Origin of the sequence: Paenibacillus sp. FSL R10-2748 (genome assembly GCF_038005565.1) — a bacterium.
Classification (GTDB): domain Bacteria; phylum Bacillota; class Bacilli; order Paenibacillales; family Paenibacillaceae; genus Paenibacillus; species Paenibacillus polymyxa_B.
This window is the reverse complement of the sequence record NZ_JBBOTK010000014.1, coordinates 1-14,587: the sequence shown is the minus strand read 5'-3', so window position 1 is coordinate 14,587 and position 14,587 is coordinate 1. Positions and strand designations below refer to the sequence as shown.

Annotated in this window: 14 protein-coding genes and 1 pseudogene; 13 read left to right on the top strand and 2 right to left on the bottom strand. The window is 45.0% G+C overall.

Features of this window, described 5'->3' with window-relative positions:
• Position 1 precedes the first annotated feature (1 nt).
• On the bottom strand, positions 2-517 hold the full coding sequence (locus tag NSS66_RS25550) for a hypothetical protein (protein ID WP_025721205.1): 516 nt from the start codon (positions 515-517) through the stop codon (positions 2-4).
• A gap of 226 nt (positions 518-743) precedes the next feature.
• Here NSS66_RS25550 and NSS66_RS25545 point away from each other — a divergent pair, with 226 nt between their 5' ends.
• The 11 genes and pseudogenes from NSS66_RS25545 (at position 744) to NSS66_RS25495 (ending at position 10,026) form a co-directional block, all read left to right on the top strand.
• Positions 744-1,034, top strand: coding sequence for a YerC/YecD family TrpR-related protein (locus tag NSS66_RS25545; protein ID WP_007428885.1), 291 nt, complete (start codon positions 744-746; stop codon positions 1,032-1,034).
• Positions 1,034-1,822, top strand: coding sequence for a sirohydrochlorin chelatase (locus NSS66_RS25540; protein ID WP_076317402.1), 789 nt, complete (start codon positions 1,034-1,036; stop codon positions 1,820-1,822). Before NSS66_RS25545 ends, NSS66_RS25540 begins: the two co-directional genes overlap by 1 nt.
• Positions 1,823-1,995: 173 nt before the next feature.
• On the top strand, positions 1,996-2,877 hold the full coding sequence (locus tag NSS66_RS25535) for a diacylglycerol kinase (RefSeq protein ID WP_068938553.1): 882 nt from the start codon (positions 1,996-1,998) through the stop codon (positions 2,875-2,877).
• A gap of 218 nt (positions 2,878-3,095) precedes the next feature.
• On the top strand, positions 3,096-4,868 hold the full coding sequence (gene rlmD / locus NSS66_RS25530) for a 23S rRNA (uracil(1939)-C(5))-methyltransferase RlmD (RefSeq protein ID WP_068938554.1): 1,773 nt from the start codon (positions 3,096-3,098) through the stop codon (positions 4,866-4,868).
• Between the two features lie 150 nt (positions 4,869-5,018).
• Positions 5,019-5,180, top strand: a complete 162-nt coding sequence (locus tag NSS66_RS25525; RefSeq protein ID WP_023987093.1) for a hypothetical protein — start codon at positions 5,019-5,021, stop codon at positions 5,178-5,180.
• Between the two features lie 645 nt (positions 5,181-5,825).
• Positions 5,826-6,023 (top strand): annotated as a pseudogene (locus NSS66_RS26895) (N-6 DNA methylase); the annotation flags it as partial.
• A 292-nt stretch (positions 6,024-6,315) separates the two neighbouring features.
• Complete coding sequence (locus NSS66_RS25515; RefSeq protein ID WP_068938555.1) at positions 6,316-7,293, top strand: tRNA dihydrouridine synthase; 978 nt, start codon at positions 6,316-6,318, stop codon at positions 7,291-7,293.
• A 66-nt stretch (positions 7,294-7,359) separates the two neighbouring features.
• Positions 7,360-7,929, top strand: coding sequence for an SF0329 family protein (locus NSS66_RS25510; RefSeq protein WP_068938556.1), 570 nt, complete (start codon positions 7,360-7,362; stop codon positions 7,927-7,929).
• Positions 7,930-8,223: 294 nt separating this feature from the next.
• Positions 8,224-8,811 carry a TetR/AcrR family transcriptional regulator gene (locus NSS66_RS25505; RefSeq protein ID WP_235322368.1) on the top strand — a complete coding sequence of 196 codons (588 nt, stop codon included), beginning with the start codon at positions 8,224-8,226 and terminating at the stop codon, positions 8,809-8,811.
• Positions 8,812-8,947: 136 nt separating this feature from the next.
• Positions 8,948-9,592: an amidohydrolase family protein gene (locus NSS66_RS25500; protein WP_254664395.1), complete on the top strand. Its 645-nt coding sequence runs from the start codon at positions 8,948-8,950 to the stop codon at positions 9,590-9,592.
• The gene (locus tag NSS66_RS25495; RefSeq protein ID WP_445671366.1) at positions 9,589-10,026 is read left to right on the top strand and encodes an amidohydrolase family protein; all 438 of its coding nucleotides are present in this window, start codon (positions 9,589-9,591) and stop codon (positions 10,024-10,026) included. The genes NSS66_RS25500 and NSS66_RS25495 overlap by 4 nt, the downstream gene beginning before the upstream one ends.
• 2 nt (positions 10,027-10,028) lie before the next feature.
• Here the strand turns inward: NSS66_RS25495 and NSS66_RS25490 are convergent, their stop codons facing one another.
• Positions 10,029-10,970 carry a helix-turn-helix domain-containing protein gene (locus tag NSS66_RS25490; protein WP_068938557.1) on the bottom strand — a complete coding sequence of 314 codons (942 nt, stop codon included), beginning with the start codon at positions 10,968-10,970 and terminating at the stop codon, positions 10,029-10,031.
• A gap of 316 nt (positions 10,971-11,286) precedes the next feature.
• Here NSS66_RS25490 and NSS66_RS25485 point away from each other — a divergent pair, with 316 nt between their 5' ends.
• Both NSS66_RS25485 and gnpA read left to right on the top strand, forming a co-directional pair.
• Entirely contained in the window at positions 11,287-12,306 is a 1,020-nt protein-coding gene (locus NSS66_RS25485; protein ID WP_076160019.1) for a glycoside hydrolase family 88/105 protein, read from the top strand.
• A gap of 12 nt (positions 12,307-12,318) precedes the next feature.
• Positions 12,319-14,493, top strand: coding sequence for a 1,3-beta-galactosyl-N-acetylhexosamine phosphorylase (gene gnpA / locus NSS66_RS25480; protein WP_340960053.1), 2,175 nt, complete (start codon positions 12,319-12,321; stop codon positions 14,491-14,493).
• The last annotated feature ends 94 nt before the right edge of the window (positions 14,494-14,587 follow it).

Genomic DNA, 14,587 nt, shown 5'->3' with positions numbered 1-14,587 from the left:
TCTACTTTCTTTTGCGCTTGCGCGGACGTCTGCGTGGGGTAGTGGTGCTTTTGCGCTGTGTCTTTTTCCGACGTGGGCGTGGTGGTGTGTATTCATCCAATTCCTCGGCGATATCTGTTGCAGAATTTTTGCTCGCGGATTTGCCGAATGCTGGGAGAGAGCCCATAATCAGCTTCGCCATTGGAGCAAATTGCTGCACACTGGACATGACCTTTTGCACCTTGCCGACCGTAGCAACAATTCCATCAATACCACCCATACGGTCAATGAAGCCTTTGATTTCGTTGAGATTACTGAGGTTGCCAAGACCTCCAAGCAGTCCTCCTTTGGCTGGAACCGGGTCTGGTGTGACCACGGCAGAATCCGTAATACTCGCTGGCGCCTCGTAAGGAACCAGCCCGGAAGAACCGGCTTGCGGAACCTCGTTGTATGGATCGAGTCCGGGATAAGGAGATGAACTATACGGATCGGAAAGGGAGCGCTGTAGCGGCCTCCGATGATAGTAGTGTCCAGGCATGAGATCACATTCCTTTGCAGGTTGATACTCTACTGTATGTTACAAACGCACAGTGGGTTTAGGCGCGTGTCCCGAAATCAGGTATAAAAGCGGATTTGGGCATTCGTACGGTACGTTTCTATGGTCATAATGTTGTTCTGTAATGCGTGAAACCGTTAATGCTTGAAAAACCGACTATTCCTCGGGTACAATGAGGAGAGATCGTAACCTTGGGAGATGATAATCCATGCAGCTTAAGAAGCTTAATGATAAAAGTATTGATCAATTGTTCGAAGCTATTTTAACTCTTAAAAATTTGGAAGAGTGCTATGTATTTTTTGATGATCTGTGCACGATTAATGAAATTCAATCCCTCTCCCAACGTCTGGAGGTTGCCCGTATGCTAGGCAAAGGCAGCACATATAATCAGATTGAAGCAGAGACAGGGGCCAGTACAGCCACCATTTCACGTGTTAAACGTTGCCTGAACTATGGTAATGATGGGTATAAAATGACTTTGGAACGTCTGGGACGCTAATGCGGAGCCCTGGGATACTGGTAATCAGCCACGGCTCTAGGGAGCCTTATTGGGTGGAACAGGTGGATCAGGCAGTTGCAAAGCTCCATTTGCCGGAAGAAATACCGGTAGAGGTTTCATTTTTGGAAACGGTTAAAGAAAGATTGATTCAAAATGGTATTGACCATCTGGAAGCCTTGGGTGTAACAGATATATTGGTTATACCTTTGTTTGTGTCATCAGGCAGTACGCATGTAGATGAGATTAGCTATGCGCTGGGTGTCAAAGATGCGCCGGACAAAGAAACAGATTTGAAGCCGTTTCGAATGAAGGCGCGAGTACATTTTGGCAGTCCGCTGGATGATGGAGAAGATGTTGCCCGCATGGTGTGGGACAAGGTTCGCCCGCTGTCGGCCGACCCTGCGAGAGAGGTTATTTTACTCGTAGGTCACGGCAGTGTGCACAACGGCTTTTTTCAGCGCTGGGAGCAGGGGATTTCTTCCCTGGCCCGTACGGTGCAAAGCGTGAGCGGTATCATCACGGACCACGCTTTGCTAAATCCCGAGAGTGTGTACGACAAGGCAGCGTATTGGAATCAGGAGCGGGGTCATGATGTTATTGTGGCACCGCTATTTTTGAGTTCTGGATATTTTACAAGTCACATAATTCCTAAACGCTTGCAGGGGCTCGAATACCGTTATTCAGGAGATCCTTTATTGCCGCATCCTTTGCTCACAAGCTGGATGGATAGACAAGTTCGTGAATTATTGCAAAGTGTGCAGAAGCAAGCAAGGTCAAGTCATAGGTAGTCTAGTTCGGCTATAGCGTCATCTTAGCCTTAAATTTCCTTATTTGGGCAAAGTCTGGCTTCTTTTATTGTAAAAGAGGTCTTTTTCCAGTATGATGATATTTTGTACAGACTGAATGTGATGAACTGCTATGTGAATATAAATATCATTAAATATACGGGTGGCGTAACGGAATGAAAAGAGCTAGATTAATCTATAATCCGACCTCTGGGCGTGAGGAAATGAAGCGTCGTCTTGCGGATGTTTTGCAGCGCCTGGATGAAGGTGGTATTGAAGCCTCTTGCCATGCAACTACGGGTGAAGGGGACGCAACGCGTGCCGCAATAGAGGCCATTGAGCGTGGGTATGACATGATTATCGCCGCTGGTGGCGACGGTACATTGTATGAGGTCATTAACGGGATGGCTGAAAGAGAAAACCGCCCGCCCCTGGGTGTGTTTCCTTTGGGGACGACGAATGATTTCGCCAGGGCACTGGGCATCCCCAAGCACTGGGAGGATTATTGCGACCTAGTTATTCGTCAAAATCCGAAGCCACTGGATATCGGAAAAGCGAACGACCGCTACTTTATCAACATTGCAGGCGGGGGAACTTTAACCGAGCTTACGTATGAAGTTCCGAGCAAGCTAAAAACGATGATTGGCCAGTTGGCGTATTATTTTAAAGGTATGGAGAAGATGGTCAGCCTTGCCCCACAGGAGCTGATCATCAAGGCATCGGGTCAGGAAGTGATTCACGACGAGTTTATGCTCTTCCTGATTGCGAATACGAATTCGGTGGGCGGGTTTGAAAAGCTTGCTCCCGGGGCGACAATAGATGATGGGCTCCTCGATGTCATCGCTGTGCGGAAATGCAATCTGGCGGAAATGATCCGATTGGTAACACTTGCTCTGCGTGGTGAGCATTTGCAGGATAAGAAGATTGTTTATTTTAAAACAGATTACATGGAAGTGACCTCACCCGGCTATGTCCAGCTTAATCTGGATGGCGAACTGGGGGGCACCTTACCAGCGACTTTCCAGAATTTACCTCATCATTTGAATGTTTTCCGGTGAGGAATGATGAGGAAATACTTCTGCTTCCGGGCGGCAACGCAATATAGTATATGGAATGCAGAGTAGGTAGTTGTTTTTGTGAACATATTGGTTCTTGCCGTTCTCCGTGGGGAGTAACGGCATTTTCGAGTTGATGTTTGTATGCTTAGATGACCATTCTAGTTAGACGTTCGAAGGAAAATACCGCATAAAAAGAAGATCAGAAAGAAGTGACAATCATGACGAATAACCGTAGCGGACGTGGAAAAAGCCGCCGGAATGCAGCAACAGCAACTCCTGTTCAAGGAAATCAGGACAAAAAGACTATGAAGGCGACAAGAGAGAGCGAACCGGAACAGTCTCGGGTTAGAGCTGGAAATGGGCTACTTCAAGCCGAAATCAAACATAAAAATGGAAATGTGAATGAAAATATGAATGATTCGAATCGGAAGAAGAGAAAGAACGGACAAGATTCTCGTCGCTCTTCCAGAGGTGGGCGCAGTCAGGAAGCTTCCAATCATATCCGATCCAGTGCAGAGCGTACCGATCTGCCTGTGCAAAAGAACGATGAGGCCGTGATAGACATCATCGGCATGAACCATGACGGCGAGGGTGTAGGACGTGTTGAGGGTTTTACGCTGTTCGTTCCAGGTGCGTTACCGGGGGAAAAGGTACGGGTCAAGGTGCTGAAAACAAAAAAACAATATGGCTATGCCAAGCTGCTGGATATCGCGCAGGCTAGCCCAGACCGAATTGCAGCTCCGTGCGCCATCTACGATCAATGCGGTGGCTGTCAGCTCCAGCATATGAGCTACGAAGCGCAGCTGGGTTGGAAGCGGCAGCATGTGGTGGATGTGCTGGAGCGTATCGGGAAGCTCAGTGTGGCTACGGAGTCCAGTGAGCATACTGCAGAGGTTTTGGCTGACTCTGCGGATGGAAATGCAGACCACATGTCGCGTGTACAAGGCGTAGTCGTGCATCCTACACTCGGTATGAGTGAGCCTTGGCGGTACCGAAACAAAGCCCAAGTGCCGATTGGTGTCACCGAGGGCGGGCTTGTCGGCGGCTTCTACGCACGTGGCAGCCATCGCATCGTGGATATGAACACATGTCTCATTCAGGACGAGCGCAACGACGAAGTTGTCGCACGTGTCAAAGAGATTGGCCGAATGCTGGGCATCAGTGCATATAATGAAGAAACTGGACGCGGGCTGTTGCGCCATGTCGTGGTGAAGACCGCTTTTCGCACAGGTGAAATGATGCTAGTGCTCGTCACGAATGGGCGAGATATTCCGCACGCAGACGCGTGGATCGGCAGTATTCGTGAGCACATCCCACACGTGGCAAGCATATGCCAGAACGTGAACACGAAGCGAACGAACGTTATTTTTGGCGACGAGACTCGTGTACTGTGGGGACGTGACGTGATCTACGACTATATTGGAAACGTTCAGTTTGCGATTTCCGCACGATCCTTTTATCAGGTGAATCCTGTGCAAACGGAAGTGCTGTATAGTAAAACGGTCGAATATGCTGGACTCACAGGCAAAGAAACGGTAATTGATGCGTATTGTGGCATCGGCACGATCTCCTTGTTCCTCGCTCAGCATGCGGACCAGGTGTACGGGGTGGAGATCGTCAAAGAAGCCATCGACGATGCACGAAGTAATGCGCTGTTGAACGAAATGCGTAATGTGAAGTTTGAGGTAGGAGCATCCGAAGATGTCATTCCTGCATGGAAAGAGCAAGGCATCACCGCCGACGTTATCGTTGTCGATCCACCCCGCAAGGGCTGTGATCCACGCCTGCTCGACACCATTCTGGAGATGAAGCCAGAACGCGTGGTGTATGTATCCTGTAACCCAAGCACACTGGCGCGGGATTTAAGGATACTGGAGGATGGCGGGTATAGTACAGTGGAAGTACAGCCTGTAGATATGTTCCCACATACGGTGCATGTGGAGAGCGTGGTTTTGTTGGTACAGCGGGGTTTAGAGCAAGCGAGTATTTGAATTGGGGACGCGAGCTTGCTCGCGTCTTTCGAATTTTAAAACGAAAAGAAATATAAAAGCTTGACTTTCGCGATGGTTGAGTAGAGGCAACATACGTCTAGAAGAACGCGCTTCAGACAACAATTGAAACACAAACTGCGGATGACACATGTGAAGGATGTTAAAGTTGACTATGATTATCTTACTGAACTCGTGGAGCAATTATTAAACCAAGTTCACGAAGACAAAGATGAAGAAGCCAAGGAACGCAAGAAAAATTTAATCAATTCGCCAATGGGTTGGATGATTGTAATTATGCGACTAAGATTATGAATGCGGCTGTTGCAATTATTAAAGGTCACTTCCCACCTGCAGGCTTTGACTTTAAGTATCTTGTGAAGCTGAGTGACAGTGAACATATCATGCAGCAAGCGAACAATGTTAGCTTCGATAGAATGTTTCTTGACCTCCGAGTGAAGTGGGGAATTATGGATATTATCACAATGCTCATGCGGGAGTTGTTTAGTCGCCATCGCTACGGCTTGCAAGATTCGGATGATACGGGTCAAATCCGTGACTTATCTCTCAAGTAAGTTCTGACTATACGACACTGGCTCATGATGAAAAAATAATACACTCCTTACCTAAAATGAAATATCGAAACGGGTTGCGCGACACGATTCACGAACCAGCGGATGAAATTGTGAAAAGTTAATAGGGTCGAAACCGTTCAACAAGGTGTGTAGATGGGAGAGCATTATGAAAGAAATACAATTTTTAATGTATGATGCCGATGAAAATTGGAGGTTCTTTTTCCAGATGAAACGATCTGGGCAACCAAAAAAAACAATCGAAGAATTGTTCGATGTCGATAGAACATCAATTTCTCGTCATTTAAAAAATATTTTTGAGACTGGTGAGCTCGATGAAAAAGTGGTTAGTGCAGAAATTGCGCATACCACTCAACACGGAGCAATGGAAGGAAAGCACAAACAAAACAAACCTACTAATGAAAACATTAATAAGATTATCGAAACTCACCGAAATCGTGTACCCGTTGATAAATATGCTCATGTGGCATCACTTGAAGAAATCAAAGCAAATGAGTTTAACTTAAATATTCCTCGCTACGTGGATACGTTAGAAGAAGAGCAAGTCATTGACCTTGCCGAAGTGAGTAAGCTGGGGGAAGTTATGCCGTGCAGTATTTCTATGAACTGCGGCGCAGTACGTTATAGAAGATGGCAAGGAGGGGCGGCGCTCTTCCTTTTTTGCGAGTCTTTTGGGGAGTATGCTCCTCTATTGGGTATGATATACTCATTTAGATGTCTATGCTTAACATATACTGCCGTTTGAACTACGTTGCTTAAACATGTTATATGTGAAGAAGAAGCAAGGACATGAACAGGATAGCTTTACCATTTTGGGACCAAAGATTTGTCCTGGTATTTATAGAGGAGTTTTTGATATGACGAATAATTTTTGGCGTGAGTTGCCACGACCTTTTTTTATACTGGCACCGATGGAAGATGTGACGGATGTTGTGTTTCGCCATGTCGTAAGTGAAGCAGCCAGACCGGATGTGTTTTTTACGGAGTTTGCGAATACAGAGAGTTATTGTCACCCGGAGGGGAACAAAAGTGTACGCGGGCGTTTGACTTTTACAGCGGATGAACAGCCCATGGTGGCCCATATCTGGGGAGATAAGCCGGAATATTTTCGTGAAATGAGCATCGGTATGGCGAAAGAAGGCTTCAAAGGCATCGATATTAATATGGGATGTCCTGTAGCGAATGTAGCCGAGAATGGGAAGGGAAGCGGCCTGATCTGCCGTCCCGAAATCGCAGCGGATATCATTCAGGCCGCCAAAGCCGGGGGACTGCCCGTCAGTGTAAAAACAAGGCTCGGTTTCACTACCGTAGACGAATGGCGCGACTGGTTGACCCATATTTTGAAACAAGACATTGTGAATTTGTCCATTCATCTGCGGACAAGAGAGGAAATGAGCAAAGTAGACGCTCACTGGGAACTGATTCCGGAGATTAAGAAACTTCGTGATGAGGTGGCACCAGATACACTGCTGACCATCAACGGAGATATTCCGGACCGTCAGACCGGCTTGAAGCTCGCTGAGCAATATGGAGTGGATGGCATTATGATTGGGCGTGGTATTTTCCAGAATCCATTTGCGTTTGAGAAGGAGCCGAAGGAACACAGCAGTGAGGAATTGCTTGAACTGCTGCGGCTTCATCTAGATCTCCATGATCATTATTCAGCGCAGGAGCCACGTTCGTTCAGCCCTCTCGCCCGCTTCTTCAAAATATATGTCCGTGGATTCCGAGGGGCAAGTGAACTCAGAAACAGCTTAATGAACGCCAAATCAACAAGTGAAGTGCGTACATTGCTTGATGAGTTTGGAAGCAAGGAACATGATGAGGTAGAGTAACGTGGAAATTAAATTGCCAAGTTGGGGAACGGGCTGTTAGTAGGCATTGAAAACATAGGAGGGTATATGTCCTGGAGTAAATTGAAGCAACAACTGGAGAGCTTCCGCTGTCCTGCGTTAGACGGAAGGGTCGAATACCGAGCGACCAGTTACCGTTATTTGCCTGATAAGTCTGGAATTTGTTATATAACTGTAGATAAGAAGAACATACTCAATATGAATGATATCACTAGTCCAATCAAATGGTATCAGACGGAGTTGGAAATCAAGAATGATCCAGATATCCAAGTTCCTATCAGCAATGAAGAAATTGAAGCGATCAGAAAAGATACTAATGGGAATGTTCCGGAGGATCGTCTACAAGTAATTGCAAGAGGTAGAAAAATATCAGAGCATGCAAAGGAGCTTTTGTCAGCACAGGCCTCGTTAAGCAAGTCTAATTTTAATGTTGTAGCTAATAAGTTTTTAACTACTTCTATAGAGGAAAGCTTAGAGAGTCATGATATCTTATTGAATATTCTAGCTTTAGTGGACAGACGAGTAGGAAAAAAGCGAATATTAAACATGACCGAGAAGATGAAGTTAGAGCATCCCAGTGTGCAGTATTTTTATGAACTACGGCGTAGTACATTATGAAAATAAATAACTTTCATTGATTTTGGCACGTCGTGTCAGGGTTTGTGACAAACTTGTGCTGAAAACATGAATGAAGATTTAAAAGAAATCGGGGAACAGGTTGAATGGAGAACGGGACAAACCGGCTTCCATCATGTCTTTTCCCTGTTTTTTTATATCCGAATATATTCTGAACATAATAATGTCGTTGTTTTGCTCCGGTTTGACAAATCAAAACCACCGAACTACACTAAAAATGAATGGTTTATTCATTATTGATCGAGGGTGTTTATTATACAGGCGAAAAAAGATGAAGTGAAAAAAGAAATTGAATCAGCCGCTTTAAAGGTGTTTTTTCGAAAAGGCTTTGTAGATGCCAAAATGAGCGATATTGCGGATGAAATCCAAATTTCAGTCGGAAATATTTATACTTATTTTAAAAATAAAAAGGAGTTATTTTATTCGGTTGTTCCGCCGTCTTTAGTGGAATATTTGAAGAATGTGTTAGTGGAAAGCATTCATATCGATAACCAAACTTTTTTTGAAGAAACCAATAACGAAAAAAAATCTGCCATTGTTCAGGAACAAATCAACCTATTAACTCAATATAGCATGCAGATCGTCATTATTTTCGAAAAAAATAAAGGGACGATTTACAGCGATGCAAAAAAAGAACTGATCGATCTGATGATCGAAACCAAGAAGCCTTATTTGAAAAAAAATTATAAAAGATATGAAATCGGAACTGATGAAAATATGATTTTGCTGAACATCATTGCCAATAATGTCATCCATATGACTTTGGATTTATTGAAGAGGGATATGAGCGCCGATAGCCGGAAACGGGTTTTTGAGGCACTTAGCCTATACAGGCTGCATGGACTAAAAAGCTTGAATGAATAATGTCGACAAGTAGGCGGATATTTGCGGGACGGTCCATCATTTTTCTGGCATCAAGACAGTCCCTATATTTTTTTATCCCAAAAATGAATAGATAATTCATTATTAAACACCATGAGCGCAGCAGGAGGGAGAAACGATGGGAACAGGTTATACATTTAAGAACTGCAATGTGATTTATGGAGACGCAAAAAAAGACGTTGAAAAAATGATGACGATTTTAATTCACGAAGACGGGCTGATTCAGGAGATCGGGAAGACAAGCGATTTGGTTATTCCCAGCCATTATCAAACGATCGATGTAGCGGGGAAATATGTGATGCCTGGCCTCATTAATGCGCACGTCCATCTTTTTGCAGATGGAAAGCCATTTACGCTGTCTGCAAGCGAAGGGCTGCTGAATTTTACATTCCGTCATATTTTGGATACGAGGCTGGGCCGAAGCGTGTTAAAAAAACGGGTCAAGAAAAATGCTCTAACGGCACTGCATTCCGGTGTAACCACGATGCGCAGCGTCGGTGAATTTTTTTATACTGATGTACAGCTTCGAGATGAAATTAATGCAAACCGGTTTGTTGGCCCCAATCTTTTGGTGTCCGGGTATTTCCTGAGCGTAACGGGTGGTCATGGGGCACCCTATTTGGCTTTGATCGGCGATTCGCCATGGGAAGCGAGAAAAAATGTAAGACTCAATGTGAAAAACGGAGTAGATCTAATCAAAATATGCGTGACTGGCGGGGTACCGATGCCAACATGGTCGGCGAAGCAGGCCGCTTGCAAATGACGGAGGAAGAGGTAGCCGCCATCTGCGAGGAAGCCCATAAAATCGGTATGCGTGTAGCGGCCCATGTGGAAAGTACCGAAGGCGTAAGAATCGCGCTAAAGGGTGGGGTGGATACCATTGAACACGGTGCGGAGATGGATGAGGAGATCATAAGTCTTTACAAAAACAATCCTAGGGCATTAAAGGGCTATACCGCCTTGATTCCTACGATGCAGGCTGCGTATCCCACTGCAAAATTGGACACGGGCCTAACGAAGGTGAATGAGACTGTTAAGGAAAATTCCCAGCTTGTGTACGACTCGATGTTGAAGGGACTGCGACAGGCAATGGAACATCATATCAAAATTGGGGTTGGAACGGATGCCGCAATGTCCTACGTCACCCACTATGATATTTGGCGGGAAGTGGACGAGCTGCTTGATTCCGTTTGGTAAAATCAAATCCACCCCGTAAACTCCAGTATAGACGCTTTCGCGGATTGCGCTTCGGATTGCGCCCCTTTACGCCATTCTTTGGGCGGCTTTCCCATAAGCCTGGAGAAGCAACGGTTGAAGCTGGAAATGGAGTGAAAACCGACTTGTTCAGAGATCGAAAGAATAGAATCCTCCGTGCTTTTTAACTGCTTGCAGGCCTCTTCGATTCGAGTGCTGTTTAGGAAATCGAGAGGCGACGTCCCCATAATTTCATGGAATTTTCTTCGAAAATGAGTTGTACTTAAATGGCACAGGTCGGCCAAAAAATCCATAGTAATGGGGTTCATATAGTTTTTCGTGATGTACTCCAGAACCGGAGAAATGACAAAATCGCTTTTCAGACTATGCTCTGTTTCTTGATCTGCCAACAGTTCATTCCTGGAATGAATTCTAAGGAGTTCTATATAAAGGGATAGCAATAAGCCGTAGGCACTTTCCTGATAGTAAGGATTCTGCTGTTTTAATTCCTCTACGATTGAAGTCGCAAGTGTATAAACCTTGGGATGTTGCTCCTTATTCAATATACAGTTCATACCCTTCACTACCCACAAATTCGGCTCGAAGTTGCTATAAGCACTTTTAAATGAATGTTGAAAGAGGTCCTCTGGCGAAAAAAAGATATAAGACCAAAGACTGGCTGTATTTGGCGAACTGTACGTGGTATGAGGAAGATACCTGGGGATGAAGGTCACATCACCGGCTTTGAAGGGGACAGATTCTCCTTTGATCTCCATGAAGCCGCCATCCGAATAGCAAATACCAATCTCCAAATGGTTATGGAAATGGAGATGCTCACTTTTAATATCGGAAATCTTCCAACGCTCACCGCTTAATAGCAAGACAGGGAAATTTATGGGCAAGCTGTAGTGTCGGTATTCTATAACGGGCTTTTTTTTTCTGGGCATATTCCATACCCCCATGACTTTGATTTTAACCAGCCTATATACATCAGGATTTTGCAAAATTCGATTCCAATCGCTCCAAGGTGCAATATATAGACGAACTAGACCATTTCGATCTATATACTGTTTATTGGAAGTCGCTTATTGGATTTTTGCAAAATCATCACATAAATGATTGGAATTGCACAGTTTTGTTGCGAATATGCTTAGATGGAGACTATTTTACTGCGTACAATGGAATAAGTAAAGCGTTTTCAAAACAGTGACGAACAGCTCTCAAGCGCCTTTGGGGGCGTGTGCGAAAGAGAGGAGAACATAGATGCTTCAATTAACTTATGACAAGGAAGAGATGTTAATAGTTATCGACAAAGTCGTCAGAAAAACAATGGCGATGGATTTGACGTGGGACTGGCCTTGCGGTGTGGCTTATTATGGGGTATCCAGAGCCTATACCAAAACTGGAAATAAAGAGTATTTGAATATGCTTGTGCAATGGGCAGATGAATATATCGAGCTGGGGCTGCCGCATTGGACGGTAAACACATGTGCCATGGGTCATATGCTGATCACATTGTATGAAGAAACAGGGGACCAGAAATATTGGGATATTGTGATGAGCAAGGTGGATTATATTCGGAACCATGCTCTCAGGTTCGGAGACAATGTTCTGCAGCATACGGTATCCGTTGCTAATGATTTTCCAGAACAGGCATGGGCGGACACATTGTTTATGGCGGCATTTTTTCTGCTCCGTGTAGGAACCAAATTAAAGGATGAGGAAATGATCCAGGACGCCTTAAACCAATATTACTGGCATATCAAATACCTGCAAGACCCTAGTAGCGGTTTCTGGTACCATGGCTACAATAATGTCAAGCAGGATCACATGTCCGGATTTTTCTGGGGGAGAGCGAATGCTTGGGGAGCCTATACCATGTCGCAAGTTAAAATTCATTTGAAGGACTGGTATTTATATCCGCAGTGCATGGACGTGGAGTGTTCGCTTCGGGATCAACTGGCGGCACTAAAGGGTGTTCAAACGGAGAACGGCCTATGGCGGACGGTACTGGATGACGAGGAGTCCTACGAGGAGGTGTCTGCATCTTGCGGTATCGCGGCGGCCATGATCAATAACGGCAATCCGCTGCATACCAAATACGTGCAAAAGGCATTGGACGGCATCTTGAACCATATTAGCGAGGACGGACGGGTACTAGGTGTGTCGGGCGGCACAGCGGTTATGAAAGATCGGGATGGGTATCGCAATATTCCAAAAGACTGGATTCAGGGCTGGGGACAAGGCTTGGCGTTGGCTTTTCTATCCGATATGTTGAATTAGGAGGGATCGAAGTTGTCTAAACAAACAACGGGGGCCTTTACACTACCGGGAGAATCTGGTTATGAGGCGCTGACCCTAAAATTAGCTGAACGGTGGGGTGCCGATGTCATTCGTGATAGTGACGGCACGCAATTGTCCGACGAGATTATTAACGCTGGGTACGGCATATATTCGACAATCTGTATCATCAGAGATCATAACGAGTGGGCGTCCCACAATCTTGACAAGCTGCAGCAGTGTTTTTTAATTACAAATCCGAAGGTAGCTGTACAAGATTATATATCCATCTATCTGATGGAGGATTTTTTTGCTGAACAATTCAGAGTTAATGATTCCAAAGAGGCGTTTAACTATTGGCAGGTTTTTGACAGAACGACTGGGGAGGAAGTTCCAAGAGAACAGTGGAATTATGAAAGGGAATCTGGAAATGTGGTGATTACCGGAATTGTTCCTTGGCATAAATACACCGTAAGCTTCATGGCCTACCGGATCTGGGAAGAGATTTCCATGTACAATCACACAACGAATCATTGGGACAAAGAGCATTTGATGCAGATAGATCCTATCTATGTAGAAACGCAAAAGTATCTGCTGGATTGGATGGAGGATTGGTGTCTCCAGCATAAGGAAACCACGGTTGTTCGGTTTACCTCCTTATTTTATAATTTCGCCTGGATTTGGGGCAGCAATGAGCGCAATCGCCATCTGTTCTCTGACTGGGGATCATACGATTTTACGGTAAGCTCAAGAGCGCTTGATCTGTTTGCCAAGACATACGGGTATTCGATGACTGCCGAGGATTTTGTGAATGGCGGAAAATACCGCGTCAGTCATATCCCGGCTGAGAAGCGCAAGCTGGATTGGATGGCATTTATCAATGATTTTGTGATTGAATTTGGCAAGAAATTAATTGACATTGTGCATAGGCACGACAAGCTGGCCTATGTTTTCTATGATGACAGTTGGGTTGGCATGGAGCCTTACAATGACCGTTTTCAAGAGTTTGGATTTGACGGGTTGATTAAATGTGTGTTCTCAGGTTACGAGGCGAGACTTTGCTCAGGTGTAAAAGTGAATACACATGAGATTCGGCTGCATCCATACTTATTTCCGGTTGGTTTAGGCGGGCTTCCTACCTTTATGGAAGGGGGGAACCCCACGCTGGATGCCAAAAAGTATTGGATTAATATTCGGCGCGCCTTGCTGCGGGAGCCTATTGACCGAATTGGACTGGGCGGATATTTGCACCTTGTAGAGCCTTACCCGGATTTTTGCGATTACATCGAAAAGATCGCCAATGAATTCAGAGAAATTAAGGAACTGCACCATGAAGGCAAGCCCTATCATATTAAGACGAAGGTAGCTATTCTGCATAGCTGGGGAAAATTGAGATCGTGGACATTGTCCGGACATTTCCATGAAACGTATATGCATGATTTGATTCATGTCAATGAGGCTTTATCCGGATTGCCGATTGAAGTGCAATTCATTGATTTTGAAGATATCCGTCAGGGAATTCTACAGGATTGTGATGTAGTGATCAATGCTGGCTCTGCCGGTTCAGCATGGAGTGGTGGGGAGTACTGGAATGACAACAAGTGTGTGGACTTACTGACGAAATGGGTCTATGAGGGTGGTACCTTTATTGGCATCAACCAGCCTTCTGCGGTTGAAGGTCACGACAGCTTTTTCAGAATGGCACATGTTCTTGGACTGGATGAGGATACAGGCTCCAGAGTAGGTCATGGAAGATGGACTTATGAGGTTAGGGATGAGCATGGATTGGTGCCTGAAGGAGCCAGTATAACGCCAAAGAATAGCATTTATCTTACTGATGGGTCAGCTGCGGTAGTGGAAGAAACGAGTGGTATGATAACACTGTCTACACATGCCTTCGGTAAAGGAAAGGGGATCTACCTTCCTTCTTTCGAATTCAGCTGGGAAAATACAAGGTTGCTGCTGAATTTGATTCGCTTTGCAGGCAATGAGTTACATGAAACGAAGTACATTACGGATAACCTATATACAGAGTGTGCTTATTATCCAGAAAGTAAAATGTTGGTTGTTATTAACAATAGCGATCAACTTCAAAGAACGACGATTGAAACGGAATATGGCAAACAAACCATGGAATTAGAACCGTATGACACCATGATCACCCATATCGGCTTAACAAAATCGGTATAGGAACGGAAAATATGAGAAGTAGCGGTATCAAGCCCTCCTTTATTTTAAGGAAGGGCTTTTTGTTTCCGCACCTCCAGAAAATCAAGCCAATTTA

Excerpts from the sequence above, each read along its gene's own strand:
- NSS66_RS25550 (WP_025721205.1), bottom strand. The coding sequence starts at position 517 with ATGCCTGGACACTACTATCATCGGAGGCCGCTACAGCGCTCCCTTTCC.
- NSS66_RS25545 (WP_007428885.1), top strand. The coding sequence starts at position 744 with ATGCAGCTTAAGAAGCTTAATGATAAAAGTATTGATCAATTGTTCGAA.
- NSS66_RS25540 (WP_076317402.1), top strand. The coding sequence starts at position 1,034 with ATGCGGAGCCCTGGGATACTGGTAATCAGCCACGGCTCTAGGGAGCCT.
- NSS66_RS25535 (WP_068938553.1), top strand. The coding sequence starts at position 1,996 with ATGAAAAGAGCTAGATTAATCTATAATCCGACCTCTGGGCGTGAGGAA.
- rlmD (WP_068938554.1), top strand. The coding sequence starts at position 3,096 with ATGACGAATAACCGTAGCGGACGTGGAAAAAGCCGCCGGAATGCAGCA.
- NSS66_RS25515 (WP_068938555.1), top strand. The coding sequence starts at position 6,316 with ATGACGAATAATTTTTGGCGTGAGTTGCCACGACCTTTTTTTATACTG.
- NSS66_RS25510 (WP_068938556.1), top strand. The coding sequence starts at position 7,360 with ATGTCCTGGAGTAAATTGAAGCAACAACTGGAGAGCTTCCGCTGTCCT.
- NSS66_RS25500 (WP_254664395.1), top strand. The coding sequence starts at position 8,948 with ATGGGAACAGGTTATACATTTAAGAACTGCAATGTGATTTATGGAGAC.
- NSS66_RS25495 (WP_445671366.1), top strand. The coding sequence starts at position 9,589 with ATGACGGAGGAAGAGGTAGCCGCCATCTGCGAGGAAGCCCATAAAATC.
- NSS66_RS25490 (WP_068938557.1), bottom strand. The coding sequence starts at position 10,970 with ATGCCCAGAAAAAAAAAGCCCGTTATAGAATACCGACACTACAGCTTG.
- NSS66_RS25485 (WP_076160019.1), top strand. The coding sequence starts at position 11,287 with ATGCTTCAATTAACTTATGACAAGGAAGAGATGTTAATAGTTATCGAC.